The following is a 25,574-nucleotide window of genomic DNA, read 5'->3' as shown; positions in this document are numbered from 1 at the left end:
TCCATTACGGTCCGCGTTACCAGTCACGGCCTGGCGGATTACACCCCCGTTAACGGGTTTGATAACGAGTCGGACGAGAGCCTTGCCGCATGTTGGACAAGCTCGTTCTGCTGGACTTCTCCAGCATGGGTCCGGGACCGCGATGCACTCGGCTGCTGGCGGACTACGGTGTGCGGGTGATCAAGGTGCGGCCGCCGGACCGGGGCAACCGGGTCATGGCGGCGCCGTGGTACGCCTACAGCGCGAACCGGGGCATCCCGCAGCTGACCGTCGACCTCAAGCACGACAGCGGTCGCGCGCTCGTCCATCGGCTGCTCGGCACCGCCGACGCGATGGTGGAGAGCTTCCGGCCCGGCGTCGCGGCCCGTCTGGGCATCGGCTACGAAGACGTCCGCCGCACCAACGAGTCCATCGTGTACTGCTCGGTGAGCGGTTACGGCCAGCACGGACCCTATGCGCAATGGCCCGCCCATGACCTCAACTGGCTCGCGCTCGGCGGTTTCCTCGATGCGGGGACGCGTCGCGCCGACGGAGGACCGGCGCTGCCAGGAGGAACGGTCGCCGACGCCGTCGGCGGCTATTCCACCGCCGTGGCCTTGCTCAGCGCTCTGCTGCGCAGGGTGCAGACCGGCGAAGGCGCCCGGCTGGACGTGTCCGTGATGGACAGTGTGCTTCGGGTGATGCAATTCGTCCTCGACGGCCACCTCGCCGGCGAGGAGCATTCGGGGCCGGGCCTGCTGACCGGTGGTTCGGCCTGCTACGACGTGTACCGGACGGCCGATGGCCGATGGCTCAGCGTCGGTGCGATCGAACCCCACTTCTGGGCGGCGCTGTGCCGGGGGCTTGGTCTGGAACACCGGATACCAGATCAGCACCATCCGGGTTCGCAGGAGGAGATCCGCGCTGAGGTGGCCGCGGTGTTCGCCACCCGTACCCGTGCGGAATGGATCACCGAGCTGGGGCCGCACGCCTGCGTCGCCCCGGTCAACTCGCCCGCCGAAGCCCTCGCCGATCCCCACCTGCGCAGCCGCGCGCTCACGATCGAGGTGGAGCACGAAGGCCGCTCGATCCGCCAACTCGCCCCCCGGCTGGCCGTCCCCGATCCCCCGGACCTGAACCAGCAGCCCGTAGGACCGACCAGCACGGCGGACGTCGACGAACTCCTGCGCGGATTCAGCCTGACCGACGAGGAGATCACCGGGCTGCGCGGCAGCGGTGCGTTCGGTTGACCAGCGTTTTCACTGTTGAGCAGAGAGGGTCGACGTGCGACTCGAAACCGTATACGGCGAGGACCGGGCGGAGTGGGGCAAGCCCTTGGCCGGCCTGCGGATCCTGGCCGCCGAGCACATGCTGTCACTGCCGTACGGCACCCAGTTGCTGGCAGTCCTCGGCGCCGAGGTGATCAAGGTGGAACCGCCGGCCGGCGAAGGTGGCCGTGCGGCGCGCCCGATCGTGCCCGAACCTGGCGGCACCACGGTCGGCGGCACCTTCGCCCGGAGCAACCTCAACAAGTCGAGCATCGTGCTCGACCTCAAGAATCCCGAGGGCCGCGCGCTCTTTCTGCGCCTGGCCGGGGAGGTCGACGTCGTCGCCGAGAACATGCGGCCCGGCGTGATGGACCGGCTCGGGCTCGGGTACGCCGACGTCGCCAAGGTCGCCCCGCGCGCGATCTACCTGTCGGTGTCGGGGTTCGGCAACCACACGCCCTCGCCGTACCGTTCATGGCCTGCGTATGCGCCGGTGGTCGAAGCCATGGCCGGGCTGCCCGAGATCGCCCGGGAGCCCGGCGACCCCCCGCGCACCGGGGTCGCCGGAGCGCTCGGTGACCTCTCGGCGGGCCTGTTCGCCGTCATCGGCCTGCTCGCGGCGGTCCGGCATCGGGAGGTGACGGGGCTGGGGCAGCAGGTGGACGTGTCGATGTTCGACGCCATGATCGCGATGAACGACATGTACCCGCAGTTGTGGTCGCTGGGGCTGCCGGCCAGGATGGCCACCGGCCATGGTGTCGGGATCATGACGACGTTCGAGGCGGCCGACGGGTACTTCCTGATGGCGGTGATCCGTGAGCACCAATTGGCCGGCCTCGCGGAGTTGCTCGGCCGGCCGGAGTGGCTCGACGATCCGCGCCTGTCCGATCGTCTGGCCTGGACGGCTCACATCGAGGACATCTTCCGGCCGGCGATCGAAGAGTGGGCGCGGCGGCGCACCAGGCTTCAGGCCGTCGAGGAAATGGCGGCGGCAGGCATTCCGGCCGGGCCGTGCTTCACGATGGACGATCTGGCGGCCGACGAGCACGTGCGCGAGCACAATATGCTTGTCGAGATCCCGACCGGCACCGAGCGGCCCGTGCTCATGCCGGGAAACCCGATCAAGATGTCCCGCGTCAGCGAGGGACCGCTGCATCGCCACCCGGACGTGGGCCAGGACACGGAGCAGGTCCTGACCCGGCTGCTGGGGTTCACTGAACCGGATATCGCCAAGCTCAGGGAATCCGGCGCGCTCGGCTAGGCGCGGTCTCATGCACGGGTTCACGCTGACCACGCCTACTGGGACTGCCCGTGCTGTGCCGGCTTCGCGCGTCCGGGATCCCGGACGCGCCGGATGCGGACGCGGAATTCCTCATCGGCCGCGATCCCGCCTGATGTGAACATGCGACGGCCCCGGACAGATCCAGGAGATCTTTTCCGGGGCCGCTCCACGTTCGACGGGCTCATTCGGTGGAGATGGCTCGCTCTGGGCAGTTGCGTCCGGCGTTCCGGACCTCAGTCAGCCGCCAGCTCGTCCCCGACCGAGGAGGTCAGCACAAGACGAAACCCTCCTCGTCGAAAGCGAAGACATCGGGGCAGGTGGTGTTGCAACGGCCGTGCCTCTGACAGCGGCCGACGTCGACGGTTACCTTCATCTTTGGTCCGCCTTCCCTTGTGGTGGTGGGTGGGGGCCAGTCGCGCTCGGCCCGCTGCGGTTCAGCGGGACGTCGCACGGAGCGGACGGAAGAATCGGCGGATGTCGGCAGCGAGTAGATCGGGTTGCTCGAGCGCCGCGAAATGCCCGCCCCGTGGCATATCCGTCCACTGGCGTACGTCGAGGAACCGCTCGACCCAGCTCCGCACCGGCGGCGAGGTCTCGGCCGGGAACACCGCGCAGCCCGCGGGCACCGGCACCCGCTGATTCCACGGCCGGCGACCGTGCTCGTGATAGAGCCGCATCGACGGGCCGATCGTGTTGGTCACCCAGTAGATCGTGATGATGGTGAGCAGGTCGTCGCGCCCGACCGCGCGATCCACCTCGCCGTGGCAGTCGGTCCACTCCCGGTACTTTTCGGCAATCCAGGCGGCCAGGCCGGCCGGTGAGTCCGACAGCCCGAACGCGGGCGTCTGCGGGCGGGTGGACTGCAAGTGGAGATAGGCGGCGGCGTCCCTGCCGAAGGCTCGGGCGGCCGCCAGCGCCGCGCGGTCGGCGGCGTCCAGGCCGGAGCCGTCGAAGTCGGGTGGCGGGGTGATGAAGCTCGGGAAGTTGAGATGCACGCCGGCGACGTGGTCGGCGTCGCTCACCCCCAGTTGGGCCGAGATCCGCGCTCCCCAGTCACCTCCCTGCGCGCCATAGGTGGAGTAGCCCAGGTTCGCCATCAACGCGGCGAACGCGCGAGCGATGGCGGCAGGGTCACAGCCGGGCTGGTCCGGGATGGCCGACCAGCCGTAGCCGGGAAGCGAGGGTGCGACGACGTGGAAGGCGTCGCGTGGGTCCCCGCCATGTGCGGCCGGGTCGGTCAGCAGCGGAATGATCCGGTGGAACTCCCAGAACGATCCGGGCCACCCGTGCGTCATCAGGAGGGGGAACGCACCCGGTTCCGCCGAGCGGGCGTGCACGAAATGCAGTTCCCGTCCGTCGACCTCGGCCTGGAACTGCGGGAGGGCGTTGATGCGTTCCTCCTGCGCGCGCCAATCGAATCCATCCCGCCAGTACTCCAGCAGCTCACGCAGGTACGCCTCGGATGTCCCGTCCGACCACGGCTCACCCGGAGAGGGCGGCGGAAATCTCGTGGCGGCGATGCGGCGACCCAGCTCCGCCAACGCGTCCTCGGCGACGTGCACCCGGAACGGCTTCATCGGACCAGCCGGAACCGGGGCAGTGTCACGGCTTCGTGGTCGTCGAAGAACACCTCGACGGGCGCCCCGATGCGGACCGCCTCGGTGTCCTCGGGTGGCAGGTCACTGACCATTCGAACTCCCTCGGGCAACTCGACGGTCGCCACCACATAGGGCGTCTGCCCGGCCCACGCCGGATGGAACGGCCGGTGCGTCACGGTGTAGGTGTAGATGGCGCCCTTGCCGCTGACCGGTACCCAGCTCCAGTCGCCGCCGTAGCACTCCGGGCACAACGGTTGGGGGTAGTGCCGGAACCGGCCGCACGCGCAGCGCTGGAGCACCAGCTCGTGACGGCGGGCAGCTTCCCAGAACCCGGCTGTCAGCGGATTGGGTGGCGGCATCGGTCGGCTGCTCATCACTGTCCCTTCTCCAGGACCAGAACGGTGCCGTCGAAGAAGTTCCCCTCGTTGACGACCACGACGGTGGCGCAGTCGGGAACCTGCCGGGCCGGCTCAACGGTTCGGCGGAGCTGGCGGACGCCCTCGATCACATGATTGACGCCGGACACGTGTCCTTCGGAGAGGGCACCGCCGTGCGGGTTCACCGGGAGCGGCCCGCCGAGCCGGATGTTGCCGTCGGCGACGAACGGACCGCCCTCACCGGGTTTGACGACACCGAGGGCCTCCAGCGCGGCGATGACGTACCAGCTGAAACCCTCGTGGATCAGGACGGTGTCGGCCTCGGCCACCGTGATGCCGGCCATGGCGAACGCCCGTGCCGCGGCTACCTGGAGACTCCGTACGACGGCGACGTCGGGCTTCTGGGTGATCGAGGTCGGCGCGCTGCTGTGCGCCTCGCCGACTCCGGCGATCAGCGCGTCGCCACGTCCAAGCGACCGTGCCCGGTCGGCGCTGGTGATCACCAGGGCTCCCGCGCCGTCGGACTCCAGCGAACAGTCCAGCAGCCGGAACGGGGTGGTGATCATCCGTGAGGCCTGGTGGTCGGCCAGCGTCATCGGCTTTCCGTACATGAGGGCCTGCGGATTGAGGTTCGCGTGGGCACGGCAGGTCACCGCGACGTGGCCGAGTTGCTCGCTCGTGGTGCCGTATTCGTGCATATGCCGCTGGGCTGCCTGCGCGAACCACTGGGCGGCACCGACGTTGCCGTAGGGCGCCTCGAACTCGACGAGAGTCGACATGATCGGCTCCATCACGCCACGACCTGCCGAAATCCGCTCTCCCGAGTAGCCGCGCCGCCCCGCCGGCACGAGGACGCACGACGCGACGCCCGCGTCGATGGCCAGGCAGGCGTTCTGGATGGAGGAGATCAGGCTCGCGCCGCCCATATGCGCGGTCGGGGCGAACGCCAGATCGCGCAGGCCGAGATTGAGGATGAAGTCCTCGGCGGTGCGGCCCGCGCTCGCGCTGGGCAGCACGCCGTCGACGTCGGCCGGGGTCAGCCCGGCGTCGGCCAGCGCGGCGAGCGAGGCCTCCAGATGAAGGTCCAAGGTGGACTTGTCGGTGCCCCGCGTATACGGCGTGTTGGCGATTCCCGCGATGGCGCAGGTTCCCGCCCTGCTCATCGGTCGGCTCCCGCGGCCGCGGACAGGCCGGCGATCCGGCCGAACACGAGCGCATTGCCGATCGCGTTGCCCCCACCGAGGTACTGGGGCCCGAGGACGTTGCCGGTCAGCTCGCCGGCGGCGTAGAGGTTCGGCACCGGGTCTCCGTCCACGGCCCGCAACACCCGCGCGTCCGGATCGATGCGCGGCCCGTACCCGGTGAGCGCCACCACGGCCGGCCACAGCCGGACCGCGTAGTAGGGCGCTTGGTCGACGGCGACGAGCCCGGCCGGCTTCTTGAGATACTCAGTGTCCGCCCCGGCCGCGCACGACTCGTTGTAGCGGCGGATCGTCGCGGCCAGCGCCGGTCCCGGCGTGCCGATGGCGGCCGCCAACTCCTCGACGGTGTCGGCTCGCAGCACGTGGCCGTCGGCGACCGCGGGCAGCAAGGTGTCGGCGGTCCATGTTCCCGCGCCCCAGGCGCTGGCCGGATCGGCCTTCGCCGATCGCAGCATCCGGTCGTCGAGGACCACCCAACAGGGCCCGTGCTCCAGGGCGAGCGGGGTCACCACGGCGTAGGGGGCGCTCTCGTCGACGAACCGGCGGCCGTGTCTGCCGACCATGAGCAGCCAGGGTGGCACGAAGGGCTCGATGTCCCGTACGAAACCGGCCGTGAGCAGCAGGTCGCCGTGGTTGACACCGCTGGTCGCGGCGCCCGCGGCGGTGGCCAGTTCGAGGCCGTCGCCCCGGCAGGTCTGCGGCGCGGGAGACCACACCTCGCCCTGTGCGTCCGGGAAATGCCGCCGCACCAGGTCCGAGTTGGCCCCGAACCCCCCGGTGGCCAGCACGACGGAGCGTGCGGTCATCTCGTCACCGCCCGCGCCGATGGTGTACCCGGTCCCCTCGCCGCCGGGCACGAGGCTGTCCACCCGCCGTCTCAGCGCGATGTCCACCCCGTGCGAGCGAACGGCCCGGTGCAGCGCATCGACATAGGCCTGGCCTCCGCCGACGGGCCGGTGACTGCGCGGCACCGGCTCGCGGGTCGCGCGATACAAGCCTTCCGGCGTGAACCGCACCCCGAGGCCGACCAGCCACTCGAAGGTCGGTAACGCCGCGTCGCAGAAACGGCGCGCGATCGCCGGGTCGACGGCCCAGCGATTGAAGGTGAGATAGTGGTCGAAAAAGGCGTCGGCCGTGTCACCGGGGTAACCTGCGGCGGCCTGCACCGGCGTACCGGCGGCCATGTAACTCCCGCCGGCCAGTGTCGTCGCGCCGCCCACCGTGTCGGCGGCCTCGACGATCAGCACGCTCGCTCCGGCGTCCGCGGCGCTCACCGCCGCCGCCAGTCCGGCGCCGCCGGCACCGATGACGGCGACGTCGAAATCCGGTTCCGTGGTCATGCCGACCACCCTGTGCCCGAACCCGTTACGGGGCCCGTCACCCCGGGAGCCAGTCGGACCAGCGCATCCAGCCCGAGCACACCGCCTGGTCGCGCGAGAATCGGGTTGACGTCCAGCTCGACCACCTGGCCGGTCTCGGCGATGCTCGCGAGCTTCAACAGCAGGTCGACCACCGCGTCGCGGTCCGCCGCGGGCGCGCCGCGCCAGCCGTCGAGCAGCGGTGAAATGCGCAGGCCAGCGAGCATCTCCATGGCCCGTTCGCGGGTCAGCGGCAACACCGAGCGGGCGACGTCACGCTGAGCCTCGGCGGTCACCCCGCCCGCGCCGACCAGCACCACCGGGCCCAGGACGGGGTCAGCGGTGATGCCCACCAGCAGTTCGATGCCCCCGCTGACCTGCTCGGCGACGAGGAATCCGGCCGCTCCCCGGTCGCGAAGCAGCTCGGCGGCCGCCCGCACGGCAGCCGCGTCGGCGAGCCCGGTGACGACGAACCCGCGCTCGCTCTTGTGTGCCGCGCCGCGGCCCTTGAGCACGACGGGACAGCCGATGGTCTCCGCCGCCTCGACAGCCTCCTCGACCGTGCCGGCCAAGGCGTGCCGGGCGAACGGAATCCCGTGGCTCTCGAGCCAGCGGGTCGACTCGCTCTCCTCCAGCACCCACCCCTCGCCGCTGGGCACCGCCGGCGAGGGATGCTCCCGGGCCAGCCGGGCGATCTCCTTCAGCCGGGGCGTACGCGCCGGATGGCCGATCAGCGCACGGGCCGCGGCGACGGCATTGCTGACATTGCGGAACACGGGCAGCCCGGCATCCCACAATGCCTGATAACCGGGATGCCGCACGGATGGGCCGCTCCAGATCGGCAGGATCGGCTTGGTCGCCGTAGCCGCGACCTGCAGCACGATCTCGATCATCGCGTCGGTGAGCTGGGGGGCCGACGCCGGGATCGGGCAGAGCATCACGCCGATGTGCTCGTCACGCAGGCACAGCTCCCAGATCCGCCGCCCGGCCTCGCGATCGCCGATCACCACCGCGCCGCCGTTGTCGACCGGGTTGTCGAGGCGGAAGCCCGCAGGGATGACTTCGGCGAGATCCGCCTGCGTCCGCGCGGACAGCGAAGGCATCGACAGGCCGCCGAGCGTGGCCAGATCCGCGACGTGCGCCGCGGTGCCGCCGGAGGCGCTGCAGATCACCACGCCTTCGGCGGTCGGTATCGGACATCGGGCCAGCGCCACCCCGACCTCGACGAGCTGGTCGACGTCGGGCACCCGGACCATGCCGAACTGCTCGAAGAACGCGTCGTAGACTTCGTCGGCGCCGGCGAGGTGGCCCGTGTGGGACTGCGCCATCGAGCTGCCGAGGCTGCTGCGGCCGACCTTCACCAGCACGATCGGGGTGTCGTTCTCGATCGCGGCGATGGCGGCCGAGCGCAGCTTCTCGCCGGAATTGAAACCCTCGATGTAGCCGCAGACGGCCGCGGTCTCCGGGTCGCGCACGAAGAACTCGGCGAAGTCCGCCGCTTCCAGGTCGGCCTCGTTGCCCGTCGGCGCCCAGTAGCTCAGTGCGACCCCCAGTTCCTGGGCCTGCGTCAACGGCCGCCCTTGCACGCCGCTCTGCGACACCACCGCGAGCCGGCGGCCGGGCAGGTCGGCGAGCGGGTCCCAGGCGTTGACGTTGGTGTTCGGACCGACCAGCCGGGCTCCGGCCCGGCGCACAGCCTCGAGCAGGCTGCGCTCCCGGGCGACCCCCTCGGGGGTGCCGAGTTCGGAGAACCCGTTGGAGAAGACCAGATAGAACCCGACCTTCAGCCCGGCGTCGGCCGCCGCGTCGATCACGCCGACCGGGTCGCCGACCTGGACGACCACCACATCGATGGGCCCTTGGAGATCGGTCAGGCTCGCGACGCAGGGAATCCCGAACACGGATTCTCGCTTCGGATTCACCGGGTGAAACGCCGCCCCGACGGCTTTGGCGTGCGTGATCGCCTTCTCCGTCAGCCCGGCCAGACCCGCTCGTGTGTCGTGTGCGCCGACGACCGCGATCGACCGCGGTCGATAAAAACGCTCGATCTCCACAGGCTGTACCTCGGTCATCCGGGCGCTCCTTCCCCGCAAGCCCTTACCTGCGGCCATCGCGAAGCAGCGTGCGCCCGGTCCGATTACCGCGGGCGTTACCCATCGCCCTCGTAATGACGGCGGTAATAGGCCGCGGCGCAGACTCGGCCCCACACGAAAACCGGGATACAGGCCTGGGCTCCGACACGCGTCAGAAGGGATCTGGCATGACCGAAAGCAAAGCCACCTCGCCGACCGGCGGTGAGCTGCCCTGGTTCATCAGCGTCGACGACCACGTCGTCGAACCGCCGAACGTCTGGACGGATCGGCTGCCGCAGAAGTTCATGGACCGGGCACCGCACTACGAGCGCCGCTCGGTCGGCAAGACCCGGTGGAATGCCGGGTCCTTCGTCACAGAAAAGGACGAAAACGGCCCGGAGACCGACGTCTGGGTCTTCGATGAGGTCGTCAAGCCGATCCGCCGCAACATCGCCTCCGTGGGTCTGGCCCGCGAGGAGATGGACCTCAACCCGATCAGCTTCGACGAGATGCGCAGGGGCTGCTTCGATCCGGTGGCGCGGCTGGAGGACATGGACCTCAACCACGTCGAGGCGTCGTTGTGCTTCCCGCAGATGATCCGGTTCTGCGGGCAGGAGTTCAGCGAGACCAAGGATCGTGAACTGGGTCTCGCCTGCATCAAGGCCTACAACGACTGGATGCACGAGGAGTGGTGCGCCACCAACCCGGACCGGCTCATCCCGCTCGGTGTCGTGCCGCTCTGGGACGCCGACCTCGCGGCCACCGAAGTGCGACGCAACGCCGAACGCGGCTTCCACGCCGTGACGTTCAGCGAGAATCCGTGGGTCCTCGGTTTCCCGAGCATCCACTCCGGATTCTGGAACCCGTTCTTCGAGGCCTGCGCCGAGACCGACACGACGATCTGCATGCACATCGGCTCCTCTTCGAAGATGGAGACCGTCTCGCCCGACGCGCCGCCGGCGGTCGGTATCAGCCTGGCCGCCAGCAACGCGATCGCCTCGCTGACGGAGTACCTGTTCTCCGGAATCCTCGCGCGGTGGCCGTCGCTGCAGCTGGGCTACTCGGAAAGCCAGATCGGCTGGATGCCCTACCAGCTCGAACGGGCCGACACCGTGTGGCAGGAGCACCGAGGGTGGAACGGCGTGCTCGCCGAAGCGATGCCCGAGCCGCCGTCCTACTACTACTACCGCCAGGTCTACGGCTGCTTCTTCCGCGATTTCTACGGCGTCAAGAACCTGCACGATGTGGGCGTGGACAACGCCACCTTCGAGGTCGACTACCCGCACACCGACTCCACCTGGCCGCACACCGCGGTGCTGGCCAAGGAGATGTTCGCGGAGCTCAGCGAGGAGGAGATCTACAAGGTCTGCCGGGGCAACGCGATCAAGATGCTGCACCTGGACAAGGACCGCGACCGCTGAGGCAGCGATTGGCCTAGACCACCTGTTCCAAGGGCTGGTTTGGCGAGAACCCCTGGACTTCGGCGATGCCGCATGCTTCGCACACGTGCATCGCCGAGTCCGAAGGCCTGTTCGTGGAATGCGCGAAGGAGAGACATGGGACCGCAGGGACTGGTTTTCGACGTGACCGACGCGGTGGGGACGGGAGAGCGGCTGACCCAGACCGCCTGGCTGTTCACTCCGGCCGGAGCACCGAAAGCGGCCTTGCTGTGCCTGGCCGGCGGCACCTATGACAAGCGCTACTGGCACCTGGAGGTGCCCGGGCATCCCGGCTACAGCTTCGCCGAGCACCTGGCCGCGAACGGCTACCTTGTCGTCGCCCTCGACCATCTCGGGGTCGGCGGCAGCAGCGACCCACGGCACTCGGGCGAGCGGGGAGTGCGGCTGCTCGCCCGCGGAGACGCCGCGGTCGCGGCGCAGCTCGGCGAGCGGCTGCGCGACGGCACGCTGGCATCGGGCCTGCCCGCGCAGGAGCTGCCGCTCGTCGGCGTGGGGCATTCGTTGGGTGCCTGCCTGACCGCGGTCGTACAGGCCGAGGCCCGGCCGTTCGACGCGGTGGTTCTGCTGGGCTACGGCGTGCAGTTCGTCAGCGCCTACGACAAGGACAACAGCGCGGACGACCTGGCCGAGCGCGTCGCCCGAAGCGAGGCGATCTTCCGGCAGGTCAACGGCACCGCGCCGGACGCGACCTCGTGCGTCGTACCGCGGAGCGGCCTGCACCCGATCTTCCACGCACCCGGCGTGCCCGAGGAGGTCGTCGCGGCTGACGACGCCGCCGAATCGCGGGTGTCGGTCCGAGCCGTGTCGGAGGCCATCACGCCCGGCTTCGCCGCGAAGTACGTCCCGGAGATCAAGGTGCCGGTGTTCCTGGGGTTCGGCGCGGTGCGCGACAACTCACCCGACCCGCACGCCGAGCCGGGCAACTACCCCGCCTCCCGCGACGTGACCCTTTACGTCGTGACAAGGTCCGGGCACTGCCACAACCTGGCCGACGACCGCGCCACGCTGTGGGACCGGATCGCCGCCTGGATCCCCGCCGCCGTGGCCATGTCCGGGGACGCGATAGTGGGCTGAGGGGTCAGGTGAGGACATCCTCGGCCGCGCCGAGCAGCTCCGGCAGCGGCCGGGATCGGTAAGACCGAGTGGTCGAGGCCGACGAGGCCGACGAGGCCACGGCCCACGGGCCGGCCGCGTTCACCCCTCCTGGACGCCGGGGTGAACGCGGCCGGCTCACCAGTCGACCGCGATGTACTTGGTCTCGGTGAACTCGAGCAGCCCGTCGTGCGCGCCCTCACGGCCGAGACCACTCTGCTTGACTCCCCCGAACGGAGCCGCCGGGTCGGATACGAGGCCGCGGTTGATCGCGACCATGCCGCTCTCCAGGCGCCCCGCGACGCGCAGTCCCCGGCTCAGGTCCCCGGTGTAGACGTAGGCCGACAGGCCGAACTCGGTGGAGTTGGCCGCCTCGACGGCCGCGTCCTCGGAGGTGAATGCCTGGAAACCGACCACCGGCCCGAAGATCTCCTCCGAGGCCAGGGCCGAGGTCGGTGCCACGTCGGTCAGCACGGTGGGCAGGTAGAACGACCCGGGGCCGTCGGGTGCGACCGCTCCGGTCAGCACCCGAGCGCCGGCACTGATGGCCTGGTCGACCAGATCGGACACCCTCGCGACGGCTGCCGCGTTGATCAGCGGGCCGCACTCGGTGTCCTCGGCCGTGCCGGGACCGACCCGCAGCGCACCCATCCGGGCCGCGAGCCGTTCGGCGAACTCGGTCAGCACCGGCTGTTCCACGTAGATCCGGTTCGCGGCGGTGCAGGCCTGCCCGCCGTTGCGCATCTTCGCGATCATCAGGCCGTCGACAGCGGCATCGAGGTCGGCATCGGCGAACACCAGGAACGGCGCGTTGCCGCCCAGTTCCATCGAGCATTTCAGCACCTGGTCGGCCGACTCGTGGAGCAGCCGCCTGCCCACCTCCGTCGAGCCGGTGAAGGACAGCGCGCGCACCCGAGGATCGTGCAGCATCGCGGCCACAGCGGGCCCCGAGCGCCGGGTGGTGAGCACCGTGACCACGCCGTCGGGCACCCCGGCTTCGCGGCAGATCTCGGCGATCGCGAAGGCTGTCAGCGGGGTCTCGGTTGCGGGTTTGAGCACCATGGTGCAGCCCGCCGCGAGCGCGGGGGCGATCTTGCGGGTGGCCATCGCGGCCGGGAAGTTCCACGGCGTGACGAGCACCGCCACACCGATCGGCTCCTGCTGGGTGAGGATGTGGTTGGCGCCTGAGGGAGAGCGGCCCAGCGTACCGGTGGCCCGGACGGCCTCTTCGGAATACCAGCGGAAGAACTCCGCCGCGTAGCCCACTTCACCCCGGGAGTCCGCCAGTGGCTTGCCGTTCTCGGTGGAGATCAGCACAGCGATCGCTTCGGCGCGTTCGGACATGAGGTCGTAGCAGCGCCGCAGCACCTCGGCCCGCCGCCGCGGCGCCCACGTACGCCACGCCGCGAAGGCCGCCGAGGCCGCGTCCACCGCACGCAGCGCGTCGTCCTCGGTCGCGTCCGGCACCGACGCCACGAAGTCACCGGTTGACGGGTCGTACACCGGGATCGGATCCGCTCCGGTGGAGCGCTCACCGATCAGGCTCAGCGTCTCGGTGCTCACGCGTCCGCCGCCGATGGTTCGGGGGCCCCGCTCGCGGCCGCCCCGGCCGCGGTGCCGCCACCCCGCCCTGTTCCCACGGCAGCCTGCTTGTCCAGCGAATCCATCGGTGGCCGCACGGGGAAACCGGCCGCCCATGCGTTCACCGTGGTCGGCCCAGCCTTGATCAACCGGCCCGGGTAACTCTCGTCGGCGATCGCATCGTGGCCGTTGCAGTACTCGACGCCGATGCCCTCGACCACGTCGCGCAGGTAAACCGAGACGGAGTTGGACGCCACATGCTTGACCACGTCACCGGCGAGGGTGTCGGTGACCACGCCGTGGGCGCGGAACGCCAGCACGTCATCCATCTCGTCGACGAGCATCGCGATGTGGTCCAGCTTGCCGGCCTCGCCCCGGGCGAGTGCGAGCGAGTGGTGGTACTGGTTTCCGCATCGCAGGAAGGTGATGACCTCCTCGATGCGGTCGGAGACCAGCATGCCGAGCGCGTCGGTGTAGAACTGCCGCGCCTTCGCGACGTCAGTCACGAAGATCACCGCGTGCAGCAGGCACGCGATGCCGCGCGCCGGGGCGGGCGACGCCGGCAGGCTCAGCATCTGCTCGTAGACCTCGTATTCGAAACCGTCCGGCGCGGTGAAACGCAGCGCCCCGGTGACCCGGTTGTGTACGAAGTCCTCGACCCGCTGGTACGCCACCCCGAGCCGGTCCAGCCTGCGCGCCACCTCGTCGATCGCGGCGGCGTCCACGGCCCGGTAGCCCAGCCGGATCAGACCGGGTTCCGCGCGCTGCTCCAGGCGCACCCAGTGGTGGCGCTTGTCGCCGCTGAGGAACACCACGCCGTCGCCCCGCTCGGTTACCTCCAACTGGCAGACGTTGCGGAAGAACTCGACCGCATGGTCGAGATCGCGGACGCCGTAGGCCGCGTAGCCCATCTCCTGAATCAGACTCATGTGCCGAACTTCCTCCTCATTTGTTGAAGCAGAATGGCGGCCGACCGGTTACCGGCCTCGTTACCGCACGCTCACGGGCCTTCGACCGGCTTGGCCCGCCAGTACCGCGCGAGCGAACCGGCGTCGACCGGCAGATCAATACCGGTGATCATGCGAGCGGCGTCCGAGCACAGGAACACCGCTGCGCGGCCGTAGTCCGACGGCGACGGCAGTGCCCCCAGCGGCAGTTGCCTCTCGGCCAGCGCCAGCGCCGCACGGGTCGCCTCGTCCGGACCCGGCACGCCCCACCGCTGCGCACGAGCCATGGCCTCGGCCGGGTCGGTCGCGGTCGGGGTGAGGCTGTTGACCCGGATTCCGTGCGGCGCGAGTTCGGTCGCGGCCGATCGCGTCATGTTGAGCAGGCCGCCCTTGGCCGTCGCGTAGCCGATGTTCCCCGGCTCGCCCTGGTGTCCCGCAGTCGAGATGAGGTTCACGATCGCGCCGCTGCGGCCGTCGGCGACCAGCCTCTTCGCGATGAGTGAGGAGAACAGGAACGCGCTGTCGAGCATGACCGCCAGTTGCCGCCGCCACTGGGTGAACTCCATCTCGAGCAGCCCCTTGACCGCATAGACGACGGCACCGTTGACGAGCAGGTCGATCGGGCCGAGGGACTCGGTCACCTCGTCGACGGCACGGGTCACCGCCGCCGGATCGGTGGCATCGCAGCCGACGGCATGGGCGGCACCGCCCCCCTCGGCGATGTCCTTGGCCGTCAGCGCGGCCAGGTGCGGATCGCGGTCCACGCAGCCCACGCGGGCGCCGGCCCGGGCGAGCTCGATGGCGATGCCGGCGCCGATGTTGGGGCTGGTGCCCACCATCAACGCCGTCCGGCCGCTGAGTACTCCTTCGATGATCATGCTGGAAACTCCTCAGAACGCCTTGGGTTCGGCCAGTTCAGGCACAACGAGTCCGACGCCGCGAGCGCTGGCGCTCCGGTACAGGGCAAGCGCGCCGATCAGGTCCTGCGCCGCCGTGCCCACGGACTTGAACAGGGTGATCTGTCCCGGATCGGTACGCGCGAGGCGTCCGGCCAGCACGTCGTCGAGAATGCCGTGCGGTTCCCAGCCCGGGTGCTCGGCGATCAAGGCCACGACGTCCCCCGACTCGGCCCCGACCTGTGCCGGCGCGGCATCGAAAACCACCACTTCCGGGCGCAGGAAGGTGTTCTCGTCGATCTCCCGCAGGAACGTCGCCGTCGATCCGATCGACACGACATGTTGCCCGGCCGTGAGCCATTCACCGCGGAAGGCGACATCCCCGCCGCGGCCGGTGTTGGTGGCCACCACCACCACATCGGTTCCGGCGACCGCCTGCTCCGGCGTATCGACCGGCTCGATCGCGATTCCGAACCTCGCCGACATCCGCCGGGCGAAATCGGACCGCCGCGCCGGGTTCCTGCTGTAGACCCGCACCGTCTCGATCGGGCGAACCGCGCAGACCGCCGCCAAATTCGTCTCGGCTTCCATGCCCGATCCGATCAGCCCGACCGTACGCGCGTCCGGGCTGGCCAGATACCGGGTCGCGACGCCGCTGGTCGCGCCGGTCCGCAGAGCCGTGAGGTAGGCGGCGTCGACCACCGCGAGCACCTCGCCGCCATCGATCGCCGAGACCATGACCGAATACCGGACCCCCTCGGACAGGGTGCCGTAGAAGAACTTCAGGCCGAGCACCCCGGAGGCCGGAAGGATCGCCGGCATCACACGGAACAACGTCAAGCCCAGCGCGAGGTTCATGCGCTCCGGCAAGATCGCGCCAGGCCCGGTCGCCTCCTCCCGGAGGCCGTGTTCGAGCGCATCGACAAGGGTGGGCATGTCCGCGAGGCCGCGGACATCCTTGTCGCTCAGGATCAAGGTCACAAATTCCCCTTGCGCGGGTGGACTGGAAGGACATACCAAGGCTCGGACCCGCTCGTTATCCGCTCCGTTAACGACGGTCGCCCGGCCAGCGGTGTCGGATCCTTGCATTACTTGCGCAAATGACTAAGATTCGGACAGTCGGGTGCAAATGGGCACCACAACTCGCTCAGAGAGGAGTAGGGCCCTGGTGACCAGCGACGACGCCTCCGACGGCAGACCTCAGGGACCGGGCACTGTGGCGGCCAAGCAACCCGGGCTGCTCCCCCACCGCCTGCGCCAGCCCGGGATGCCCCGTGAGGTGCTGCGGCGCGCCCGACTCGACCATCTGTTCGACGAGCTGTTCGCTGAATGCAACGTGCTGCTCGTGTCGGCGGCACCGGGATCGGGCAAGACCGTTCAGGCACAGCTGTACGGCGCGCTGACCCCCCTGCCGATCTCCTGGATCACCCTGGACAGCTCGCACAGCTCGCCACGCCGACTGCTGTCCGGGCTCGAAGAGGCGCTGATGACGCCGCGCGGTTCCGGGCAGGAAAGCGGGCGCCACACGGCCTTCCATCTGGAAACGACACTGGAAGAGGCGGCGTCGCTCATCGCCGGTTCGGTGCCGCCGGAGCCCGTGCTGCTGGTCATCGACGAATGCGAACACCTCGAGTACTCCGAGGACGCGCAGTCGGCGCTGGGAACCTTTCTGGAGTACTGCCCCGAACCCCTGCGGATCCTGTTGCTCAGCCGGACCGATCTCACCGGCCCGCTTCGGCATCGGATGCTCGACGGCCGGATCCGGCTGGTGACCGACACTCAGCTTCGGCTGACGTCCAAGGAGAACGAGCACCTGGGCGAGCTGCTCGGAGGGCCGCCGGAACAACGGGCACGTGTCCACGAGGCGACCGGCGGCTGGACCGCGGGCGCGGCGTTCAGCTACCGCTACGGCCTCCACGAGCAGCGCCTGTCGCACGACCTGCCGTCGGTGATCATGAACGACGTGCTGTCCGAGCTGACACCCGCCGAACAGCAGTTCCTGCTGGACAGCTCGGTGCCCGACGTACTCACCCGGCAGACGGCGGCGGCGCTGTGCGGCGACGACGCGCATGCGCTCTGGGACACGCTCCGCACGCTGCACCTGCCGGCCACCACGATGACCGAGACCACGGTCGTCTATCACTCGTTGTTCCGCTCGTTCCTGCACCGCCAGCTGCTCGCCCGCGACCCGCAGCGGCGAGTCGAGCTGGTGCGACGGTACGCCCGCTTCCTGCTCGCCCACCGGCACGCCGAAGAGGCGACCGAGCTGTACCTGTCCATCGACGAGCTCGGTCAGGCACAGACGACCGCCGAGATGGCCGCGGCGGCCCTGTGCGATCGCTCCGACTGGGACACCTTCCTGCGCTGGGCGAACCGGCTCGGTCGCGAGCGGCTGCACAGCAGCCCCCAGCTGCTCGCCGCGCTGATCCGGTCGCTGTTCGGCCAGCGCTGCTTTCAGGAGACGATCGAGCTGATCCGCAACCTCGACCGCAACGGCCTGCTGCGGGCGGCGATGGAGGCCGACCACGCCCTGCTGGCCACCGCGGCGTGGGCGCTACAGTCCGACCCCGCTGAAGCCCGCCGGCTGCTCGACCGCTATCAGGGCGACTACCGGGCCGACGTCATGCGTTTCATGCTTTCGGTGTGCACCGACCTCACTCCCGCCATGCCGCCGCTCGGATCCGACTGGGGCGACGTGGAGCGGATCATGAGTTGGGGTCTGCTGCTGCAGGGCAGGGTCGCCGAACTCCGCGCGCTCATCCCGGCCGATCCCAAAGCTCCCGTGGTCAACCCCAATGTGATTCTGGCGTCGATCTTCGCCGGCAAGGTCGAAGAGGCGCAGGGTCTGTGGAACCGCGTCCCGGAAGAGATCCGGGAACGCCCGCAGTCACACTTCATCGAGGCCCTGCTGCTGCTGAGTGAGGGTGAGCGGGAGCTCGCGCTGTCGGCGATCAGGGTCGCGCTCACCGACAGCCGCAAGACCACCTTCTTCCTGTTCCCCGCCTACGAGCTGTTGTCCGGCTACATCCTGCTCCAACTCGGCCGGCGGGAGGATGCGGTCGCCGCGCTCCAGGACGGCATCGAGCGCACCGCGACCACGGGTCAGACGGCGCTGCTGGAGTGGGGTCAGACATACCTCGGGCTCGCGCTGCTCGTCGACGACCGTGCCGAAACCGCGCGACCGTTGCTGAACGAGTGCGTGCGGTCGATGAACAAGGCACATCGGCGGCTCTACCTGCCGTTCGCGGCCGCATGCCTGTCCGAAGCCGAAGCACGCTGCGGCGACCTTGACGCCGCGCACGAGGCCGCCGACCTCGCCTACCACACGGCGGCCCTGATGGGCAGCTTCACCACCTTACTGCCTGCCCTTCGGGCATTCCCGGACATCGCCAAGCGGGAGGACGCCCGCGACCCGATCGGCATGCGCTGGCGGAGGCTCGTCATCGCCCCGTCGGCCCGGCCGCTCCGCCTGCCCACCGCGGTGGGCAACGTCCGGCTGGGGCTGCAACCGTTCGGACCGGAACGCGACATCTGGATCAACGGCGTGCCCCAGAAGATCGGCCGCATGAAGATCATCGAGCTGATGGCGCTGCTGGTTCTGCATCCCAATGGGATCGACCGCACCCGATTGCAGAGCGTCCTGTTCCCGGACGTCCCTCTGCGCAACGGCGGCAACCACTTCCGCCAGATCTCGTTCCAGTTCCGGCGGATCACGGGGCTGTCGCTGGACCGGCGCAACGGGAACCTGGTGGGCCTGCCGACCGACACCGTCGTCGACGCTGCGGACGTGCGGTTCGAGGACCTTCTGCGGACCGCCAGCTGGGCGAGCGGCGACGGGCGAGTTCTCCGGCTTCGCGCCGCCCTTGAGATCGTCCAGGGCCCCTATTTGGGTGGCAGCAACCTGAGCTGGGCCGAGGAGCGACGCCATCACCTCGACGTCGTTCAAGAGGAGGCGCGCCTGGAACTGGCCCGGCTGCTGGTCGAGCTCGGCCAACCCGAGCAGGCCCGCGAGGAGTGCGAACAGCTGCTGGCGCTCAACCGGTACAGCGACCCGGGATACCGGCTGCTCGTCCAGATCGAGCATACGATCGGCAGCGAGAGCTCCGTCCTGGCCGCCTATCGCCGGGCGGTGGCCGCGTTGCAGGAGCTCGGCCTTGGACCCGGCGACGCCCGCCGGCTGCTCGAGGCCAAACCCGCCGCACCCCGACGCGAGATCCGACCCCAACCCGGTGCGCGCGCCGTTAGAACCAACGGAACCTGACTCGCGATAATGACGCCGGTAATGTCCGGAGAGCCACGATGCTGGGGTGAATCAAGGACCACTGTCCGGCATCCGGGTGATCGAGGCCGGCCGCTTCGCCTCCGCACCGTCCTGCGCGACCATTCTCGCCGACTGGGGCGCCGAGGTGATCAAGCTTGAGCCGCCGCACGGTGACCCGGCACGAGGGCCAGGTTCGCTCCCCGGCACTAATGGCGCCGCCGGGGTCAATCCGCGATTCGACGTGCACAACCGGACACGCCGCAGTGTCGCGCTCGACCTGACCACCCTGGCAGGCCAAACCGTGGCGCGACGGCTGATCGGGACCGCGGACGTCTTCGTCACCAACATGCGTCCGGTCGCGCTGACACGGTTGGGCCTGGACAGCGCGACGCTTCGCGCCGCGGACCCGCGACTGATCTACGCACAGGTCACCGGCTACGGGCAGGGCGACGCCCAAGATCGGCGCAGCTACGACCACGGCGCGTTCTGGTCGTATTCCGGCATGGCCGCTCTGTTCCGTGACAGCGCGGGTACGCCACCCCAACCCGCCGGCGGCATGGGCGACCGGGCCACCGGCTCGGCGCTCGCCGGGGCGGTCTGCGCCGCCCTGTTCGCGCGGCAGCGCACCGGGCATGGTGACCACGTCTCGGTTTCCCTGCTCCGCACCGCGATGTGGCTGATGGCCTCTGATGTCGCGGACGCGCTGCGTGACCCGGGTGTGCCGCGCAGCATCGACCGCCTCACCGCGCCGATCCCCACCGTCAACTGCTTCCGATGCCGCGACGGCCGCTGGCTCTGGCTGCAGTCGATGCTCCCGGAACGGGACTGGGATGTTCTGCTGACGGCGCTGGACGCGCGCTGGCTCGACGACGACCCGCGCTTTCGTGGAGGCGATCCCAGGTTGCTCGCCGAGTCCGGCGCCGCCCTGGTCGAGACGCTCGACGAGATCTTCCGCCAGCGCCCGCGCGACGAATGGTGCCGGCGTCTTTCCGCGGCCGGCCTTACCGTGGCCCCGGTACAGGATCTGGCCGATGCCGTGCGCGACCCGGTCGTCCTCGGCAGCGGCGCGGTCCGGCAGGTCCGGTACGCGGGAGGGCACTACGCCACGGTCGATTCACCCTGTACCTTCGCCGGCGCCCCGTCGGCCCCCGGGTACCCGGCCCCCGCGGTCGGTGCGCACACCGAGGAGGTTGTCGCCGCACTGGGCTTCACCGGCACCGAACTGGCTGAACTGCGGGCCGGCGGCGCGTGTGGCGCCGCGCCGCTTCCGGGCTGACCGTTTCTGGTTCCGCGATTTCGCCGACGTCGTTACCGGCGTCATTACGACTACGTGCGCCGATCGGTCACCGAGAGGCACCCTCGACCGGAAATCCCGAGACGAGGCGGAGCACGAGAGAAAGGGGGCACCGTGCCGGGCTTGACCGCCGTCGACGACGGCCCACACATCCCGCCGGCGGGCAAAGGTCCTGCCTGGCAGGAGAGCTGGTCACTGGATTGGTACGACCCCGAGTCCGGCGCCGCGGGCGCGTACCGCCTCCGGACGGACTGGGCACGGAGAACCGCGGAGGTCCGTACGTGGACGGCCATCGGGGCCGAGGTGGCCAAGGACGTTCAGACCATCGTCCGGCCCGGCGACACGCCGGGGGGCGGCCACGTGGGCACCCTGCGGTTCGGAGACCTGCTGGTGCGCACGGTCATGCCATTGCGCTCGTATGTCGTGGCGGCCGGGCGCCCAGGTTCCGAAGTCCAGTACACCGCCTTCACCGAACCTTTCCGGTTCTCGATGAGCGGGCAACGCGCCGACCCCGGCGGCGAGTACTACGAGTCGTTCGGGAGGGTCACCGGGACGGTCCAGGCCGGCGGCCGGGCACTGGAACTGTCGACGTACGCTTTCTACCGGCACATCTGGGGCGTGCCGGCCACAGACACGCATCCGGTGCAGTCAGTGCGCGGCGTGTTCGGCGAGGACCTGTTCTTCTCGATCGTCGAATACCGGACTCCCACCGGCCGCGCCCCGCTGGGCTACCTGTTCGAGGGCGGGGAGTTCCACGGCGTGGAGAAGGTCCGATTCCGCACCGAGACCGACGACGGGGGGACGCCGCGCGGATGTGACCTGCTGATCGCGACCGCGGACCGGCGGGACTTCCGGATCCCGGGCGTGGTGGCCGTGAGCACCGGCGACGGGCCCGGCTTCGCCACCTTCGATCTCGGCCGCCGCCGCGGCGGCGGCATCCTCGAAGTGCATGACCATCGCGGTTGAGCCATCTTCACCGAATGTGCCCCATCGAGCGTGCGGCGGCCCCGGAAAGATCTCCTGGATCTGTCCGGGTCCGTCGCGTGTTCACATCAGGCGGGATTGCGACCGATGAAGAATTCCGCGTCCGCCTCCGGCGCGTCCAGGATCCCGGCGGCGGCGGCGCCGGCGCGGTAGCCGTTCATCTGCGCCGCCACGAGCCGCTGGGTGGGCATCCGCAGGGGGCCGCCGTTGAAGCCGGTCAGCCACGCCTGGTACTTCCAGGCCATGCGGTGCACGCTGTTCGTGCCCGCGACCCCGATCCGCTCGTTCGCCCGCCGGGCCGGGTCGACCTTCCAGTACAGCTCCATCGCCTCGGCGTGACGGCCCTGCTGGCACAGTGACAACATCCGCGGCACCGCGCCGCCGAGGCACTCGGTGTTCGAGGTCGCGATGAGCTGCAATGGCAGGATGGTGGCCAGCGGGATGGCCTGCTGCTCCAACGGCATCGTGACGACCACCCGGTCGCCGAGGGCGTTCCATGCCTCGGTGAACCCGGCGATGGCGGGCATGCCGCCCTCGGCCTTGATGGCGGCCACGTTCGGAATGTTGTCGACCATCTCGGTGAGCATCTCGATCGGGATGGACGCCGGGTGCAGGCGCTCGAAACCCCACAGCGGCACCGGGAACAGCAGCACCGCCATGTCGGTCTCCGCGCAGAAGGCCTCGGTGTAGTCGTAGATCTCGCGCAGCGAGGCCGGGTAGAAGCTGGGCGGGTAGGACAGCAGAACCATGTCGGTGCCGGCCTCCTGGCACCGCTTCGCCATCTCGATGTTCTCCGCGAGTGTGTTGAAGCTCGCCTGGAAAAGCAGCACCAGGTCGTCGCCCGCCTCGTCGGCGGCCCATTCGACCATCTGCACGTACTCGTCCGGGGTCGTCGCGGTCTCGGCCACGACCAGTGCGCCCTTGAAGCCGAGCTCGATCTCCCGGCGGACGTCGTGCCGGATCGCCGCCTCGTTCAGTCCCCGCAGGTCGCTGGTGAAGGAGGGGATGATCACATTGCACACCCCCCGCATCTCGGCGCGGGCCCATTCGCGAGCCTCCAGGCGTCCGAAACGGGCCATCGCCCACCGTCCTTTCCCCCGCGCGTCGGCGCGGCGGTACCCCGGCGGCCCGGATGACCGCCTCGATGACTTCAGGCTCGCGCGACGCGATTACCACGCGCGTTACCGGTTCACGCCCGGGGCCGGGTGCTCCCCCGCCGCCTTGAGCCTTTCCTGGACGTGCTCGCGGAGCCGGAACTTCTGGACCTTGCCGGACTGGGTCTTCGGCAACTCCGCGACGATCTCGAGCCGTTCCGGCAGCTTCTGCTTGGCCAGTTGCTTGCCCAGCAGAAACGCGACCAGCTCGTCGAGAGTCGGCGTCGCGCCCGGCACGGGGACGACGAACGCACAGGCCCGTTCGACCATCACCGGATCAGGCATCGCGACAATCGCGACCTCCCGCACCGCCGGGTGCTCGAACAGCAGGTTCTCGACCTCGATGACGCTGATGTTCTCCCCGCCGCGCAGCACGATGTCCTTCTTGCGCCCGCGGATCGCGATGTATCCCCCGGCGTCGGCCGCCGCGAGGTCTCCGGTACGGAACCAGCCGTCAGCGGTAAAGGCACCGTCGTTGTCGGCATCGCGCAGGTAGTGCGGAAAAAGCTCGGGTCCACGTACGAGCAGCTCGCCGACCTCGCCGACCGGGACATCCTTATCGGCCTCATCGACGATGCGGAACTCGGCGGGCGCGATGGCCCTCCCATCGGTCTCGGCGCGCCTGTCCTCGGGTGCGTGCGGCGGCGAGGTGGACAAGGTCGGAAACTCGGTCGAGCCGTACACCCGGGTCGCGGTGCAACCGAGCAGGTCGCCGGCTTGCCGGATCAGTGCCGGTGGCACATCGGCACCCCCGCACGCGAACACGCGCAGCGAGGTCACGTCGAACGACGCGAGCTCGGGATGGTGGACGAGTCCGTGCAGAAACGGCGTGGCCGCGACGGTGAACGAGCAGCCCTCCGTCTCGATCAGCCGCAGCGCCGCTGTGGGCTCCCAGATGTCCTGCAGCACGACCCGCGTACCGAGCATGGCCGGCAGCTGGAGGCCGTAGAGCAGCCCGGTGATGTGGGTGATCGGTGAGGGCATGAACACCACGTCGTCCGCGCCGAGGTCATAGACCTCGATGATGCTGCGATTCTCGTAGTCGAGTGTGTTGTGGGTGTGCAGCACGCCCTTCGGGTCCGCGGTCGTGCCGGAGGTGAACATGAGCAGGATCGCGTCGTCCGCGCCGCGGGTGACCGGTGGGAGGCTGCCGGGGTCACCGCCGAGCAGGTCCTCGAACGGCAGCGCCGCCTCGTCCGTGGACCGGGCGACGACGACATGCCGCAGGTCCGGCAGTTGCGGGCGCAGCTGCGCGACCATGTCCGGGTAGTCGAAGCCCCGGAAGGTCCCGGGCACCACGACGACCCGGCTTTCCGCCTGCGCCAGGATGTAGCGGACCTCGCGCTGGCGGTAAATCGGGATGATCGGGTTGCTGACCGCACCCAGCCGGAGCACCGCATGGTGCAGCACGACGGCCTCGTACCAGTTCGGCAGCTGCCAGGAGACGACCTCGCCGCGCCGCACGCCGAGTTCCGCCAGGCCCGCCGCCACCGCCTGCACCGAGTGCTCGAGCTCGCGATAGGTCAGGGTCCTCGCCCCGTCCACCACCGCCACCGTGTCGGGCCGGACGCGGGCGGCCTCAGCGACGAAGCCGTCGACGAACCGATCCCGCCAGTGACCGGCGCGCCGGTGGCGGTCGCGCCGGTCAGCGGGGATGCGGAGCCGGATCACCTACGAGAACTCCTGGATGCGGCTGCCGATGGTGGGCAGCTCCGCCAGATGTGTGGAGAACCACGAGCCCGCCGCCCGAGCCGCGAGATCCAGCGCGGTCAGGTTGCTGTACAGCGTCATGTGACTGGTGCCGGGCAGCACGACCAGCTTCTTGTCCGCGGTCGGAAGCGAGTCGAAGACCGCGGTCTCCAGGTCCCACAGCGTGATGTCGTCGCTGTGCGCCACGATCATCATTACCGGCTTGTTGACCAGCCGCCTGGCGTACGGCGTGACGTCGTACTCCATGAGCTTTTCCACCGACTCGATGGTGTTGCGGTGCTCGTGGCTGGGCGCCTGGGTGGCCTTCAGCTCCTCGAAGACCGTCTTGACCTCGTCGAAGGGCCAGGTCACCAGCTCGTCGTGCGGGCCGGAGGGGGTGCCCGACATGGGGATGTAGGTGTGCCGGCCGCTCTCGAAGCGCTGGCGGCGGTCCTCGACGATCGCGTCCTGCAGCTTGCGGAAGCGCTCCGAGCCGTGCACGCGCCACATGTTCTCGTAACCGTCGATCACCGGCACGGTGCTGACCACGACCTTCACCCGTGGGTCCACGGCGCCGAGGATCAGCACGTGCCCACCGCTGTAGGAGATGCCCCAGGCCCCGATCCGGTCGGCGTCGATGTCGGTGCGACCCTCCAGGTAGGTGATGGCGTTCTTGTAGTCCTCGATCTGGTCCCAGGGCAGCAAATGCTGGCGCGGCTCACCGTCGCTGGCGCCCAGCCGGCGGTAGTCGAAGACCAGCGCGGCGAATCCGCGCGCGACGAACTCCTTCGCGTACTGCGGCTGACGGAGCTCCTTGACGTAGCACCAGCCGCCGGCCATCACGACGACGGGAAACGGGCCCTCACCCTCGGGTAGATAGAGGTCACCGCGGACCGTCTCTCCCCCGCTGTTGAAGGCGACCTCTTGCACGGTCATGGCGAACGGCTCCTCTCGTTTGCGGGCTGAACACCGCTAGCGTCAGCGGTCCGCGTTATCAGCCGCGTTATCGAGGTCACGCTCGCTCACGAGAAAAGAAGCCCCACGTCCGGAAACGGTTAACGCGAGCCGTAATGACGGCTG

At 69.6% G+C, this 25,574-nt stretch carries 19 protein-coding genes; 7 read left to right on the top strand and 12 right to left on the bottom strand.

The features are described 5' to 3' along the window. Positions 1 to 89: 89 nt before the first annotated feature. Together OG884_RS20655 and OG884_RS20650 are read left to right on the top strand one after the other, a co-directional pair. On the top strand, positions 90 to 1,229 hold the full coding sequence (locus OG884_RS20655) for a CaiB/BaiF CoA transferase family protein (RefSeq protein WP_326635262.1): 1,140 nt from the start codon (positions 90 to 92) through the stop codon (positions 1,227 to 1,229). A gap of 34 nt (positions 1,230 to 1,263) precedes the next feature. Next, positions 1,264 to 2,508, top strand: coding sequence for a CaiB/BaiF CoA transferase family protein (locus OG884_RS20650; protein WP_326635261.1), 1,245 nt, complete (start codon positions 1,264 to 1,266; stop codon positions 2,506 to 2,508). Between the two features lie 455 nt (positions 2,509 to 2,963). Here OG884_RS20650 and OG884_RS20645 read toward each other — a convergent pair whose 3' ends face one another. Genes OG884_RS20645 through OG884_RS20625 form a run of 5 tightly spaced genes read right to left on the bottom strand, consistent with a single transcriptional unit; the run spans position 2,964 to position 9,136 of the window. Then, a complete protein-coding gene (locus OG884_RS20645; RefSeq protein ID WP_326635259.1) occupies positions 2,964 to 4,106 on the bottom strand; it encodes an epoxide hydrolase family protein in 1,143 nt (380 codons plus the stop codon). Next, positions 4,103 to 4,501 carry a Zn-ribbon domain-containing OB-fold protein gene (locus OG884_RS20640; RefSeq protein WP_326635257.1) on the bottom strand — a complete coding sequence of 133 codons (399 nt, stop codon included), beginning with the start codon at positions 4,499 to 4,501 and terminating at the stop codon, positions 4,103 to 4,105. The genes OG884_RS20645 and OG884_RS20640 overlap by 4 nt, the downstream gene beginning before the upstream one ends. After that, positions 4,501 to 5,667: a thiolase C-terminal domain-containing protein gene (locus OG884_RS20635; RefSeq protein ID WP_326635255.1), complete on the bottom strand. Its 1,167-nt coding sequence runs from the start codon at positions 5,665 to 5,667 to the stop codon at positions 4,501 to 4,503. The genes OG884_RS20640 and OG884_RS20635 overlap by 1 nt, the downstream gene beginning before the upstream one ends. Further along, positions 5,664 to 7,046: an FAD-dependent oxidoreductase gene (locus OG884_RS20630; RefSeq protein ID WP_326635253.1), complete on the bottom strand. Its 1,383-nt coding sequence runs from the start codon at positions 7,044 to 7,046 to the stop codon at positions 5,664 to 5,666. The genes OG884_RS20635 and OG884_RS20630 overlap by 4 nt, the downstream gene beginning before the upstream one ends. After that, positions 7,043 to 9,136 carry an acetate--CoA ligase family protein gene (locus OG884_RS20625; RefSeq protein ID WP_326635251.1) on the bottom strand — a complete coding sequence of 698 codons (2,094 nt, stop codon included), beginning with the start codon at positions 9,134 to 9,136 and terminating at the stop codon, positions 7,043 to 7,045. Before OG884_RS20625 ends, OG884_RS20630 begins: the two co-directional genes overlap by 4 nt. 188 nt (positions 9,137 to 9,324) lie before the next feature. Between OG884_RS20625 and OG884_RS20620 the strand changes: the two genes are divergently transcribed. Beyond that, positions 9,325 to 10,557 (top strand): amidohydrolase family protein, encoded by a 1,233-nt coding sequence (locus tag OG884_RS20620; protein WP_326635249.1) that lies wholly within the window; start codon positions 9,325 to 9,327, stop codon positions 10,555 to 10,557. 135 nt (positions 10,558 to 10,692) lie between these two features. Next, the gene (locus OG884_RS20615; RefSeq protein WP_326635247.1) at positions 10,693 to 11,670 is read left to right on the top strand and encodes an alpha/beta fold hydrolase; all 978 of its coding nucleotides are present in this window, start codon (positions 10,693 to 10,695) and stop codon (positions 11,668 to 11,670) included. Between the two features lie 156 nt (positions 11,671 to 11,826). Here OG884_RS20615 and OG884_RS20610 read toward each other — a convergent pair whose 3' ends face one another. From OG884_RS20610 to OG884_RS20595, 4 genes are all read right to left on the bottom strand, one after another. Further along, positions 11,827 to 13,251 carry an NAD-dependent succinate-semialdehyde dehydrogenase gene (locus OG884_RS20610; RefSeq protein WP_326635245.1) on the bottom strand — a complete coding sequence of 475 codons (1,425 nt, stop codon included), beginning with the start codon at positions 13,249 to 13,251 and terminating at the stop codon, positions 11,827 to 11,829. Further along, positions 13,248 to 14,198 carry a VOC family protein gene (locus OG884_RS20605; protein ID WP_326635244.1) on the bottom strand — a complete coding sequence of 317 codons (951 nt, stop codon included), beginning with the start codon at positions 14,196 to 14,198 and terminating at the stop codon, positions 13,248 to 13,250. Before OG884_RS20605 ends, OG884_RS20610 begins: the two co-directional genes overlap by 4 nt. A 71-nt stretch (positions 14,199 to 14,269) precedes the next feature. Further along, positions 14,270 to 15,094, bottom strand: a complete 825-nt coding sequence (locus OG884_RS20600; RefSeq protein WP_326635243.1) for an SDR family NAD(P)-dependent oxidoreductase — start codon at positions 15,092 to 15,094, stop codon at positions 14,270 to 14,272. Positions 15,095 to 15,106: 12 nt separating this feature from the next. Next, positions 15,107 to 16,093, bottom strand: a complete 987-nt coding sequence (locus OG884_RS20595) for an ornithine cyclodeaminase family protein (protein WP_326635242.1) — start codon at positions 16,091 to 16,093, stop codon at positions 15,107 to 15,109. Positions 16,094 to 16,280: 187 nt separating this feature from the next. Between OG884_RS20595 and OG884_RS20590 the strand changes: the two genes are divergently transcribed. From OG884_RS20590 to OG884_RS20580, 3 genes are all read left to right on the top strand, one after another. Next, positions 16,281 to 19,373, top strand: a complete 3,093-nt coding sequence (locus tag OG884_RS20590; protein ID WP_326635240.1) for an AAA family ATPase — start codon at positions 16,281 to 16,283, stop codon at positions 19,371 to 19,373. Positions 19,374 to 19,419: 46 nt separating this feature from the next. Beyond that, complete coding sequence (locus OG884_RS20585) at positions 19,420 to 20,649, top strand: CaiB/BaiF CoA transferase family protein (RefSeq protein WP_326635239.1); 1,230 nt, start codon at positions 19,420 to 19,422, stop codon at positions 20,647 to 20,649. Positions 20,650 to 20,790: 141 nt separating this feature from the next. Then, positions 20,791 to 21,633, top strand: a complete 843-nt coding sequence (locus tag OG884_RS20580; protein ID WP_326635237.1) for a DUF7065 domain-containing protein — start codon at positions 20,791 to 20,793, stop codon at positions 21,631 to 21,633. A gap of 86 nt (positions 21,634 to 21,719) precedes the next feature. On the opposite strand, the gene OG884_RS20575 is transcribed toward OG884_RS20580, so the two are convergent. The 3 genes from OG884_RS20575 to OG884_RS20565 all read right to left on the bottom strand — a co-directional run bounded on the left by OG884_RS20575 (position 21,720) and on the right by OG884_RS20565 (position 25,430). Beyond that, positions 21,720 to 22,730 carry a dihydrodipicolinate synthase family protein gene (locus tag OG884_RS20575; protein WP_326635235.1) on the bottom strand — a complete coding sequence of 337 codons (1,011 nt, stop codon included), beginning with the start codon at positions 22,728 to 22,730 and terminating at the stop codon, positions 21,720 to 21,722. Between the two features lie 102 nt (positions 22,731 to 22,832). Then, the gene (locus OG884_RS20570; RefSeq protein WP_326635233.1) at positions 22,833 to 24,476 is read right to left on the bottom strand and encodes an AMP-binding protein; all 1,644 of its coding nucleotides are present in this window, start codon (positions 24,474 to 24,476) and stop codon (positions 22,833 to 22,835) included. Beyond that, positions 24,477 to 25,430, bottom strand: coding sequence for an alpha/beta hydrolase (locus OG884_RS20565; RefSeq protein WP_326635231.1), 954 nt, complete (start codon positions 25,428 to 25,430; stop codon positions 24,477 to 24,479). Positions 25,431 to 25,574: the final 144 nt, after the last annotated feature.

Source organism: Streptosporangium sp. NBC_01755, assembly GCF_035917995.1.
GTDB lineage: Bacteria > Actinomycetota > Actinomycetes > Streptosporangiales > Streptosporangiaceae > Streptosporangium.
The sequence above is the reverse complement of the archived record's forward strand: the minus strand, read 5'-3'. Positions and strand labels throughout refer to the sequence as shown.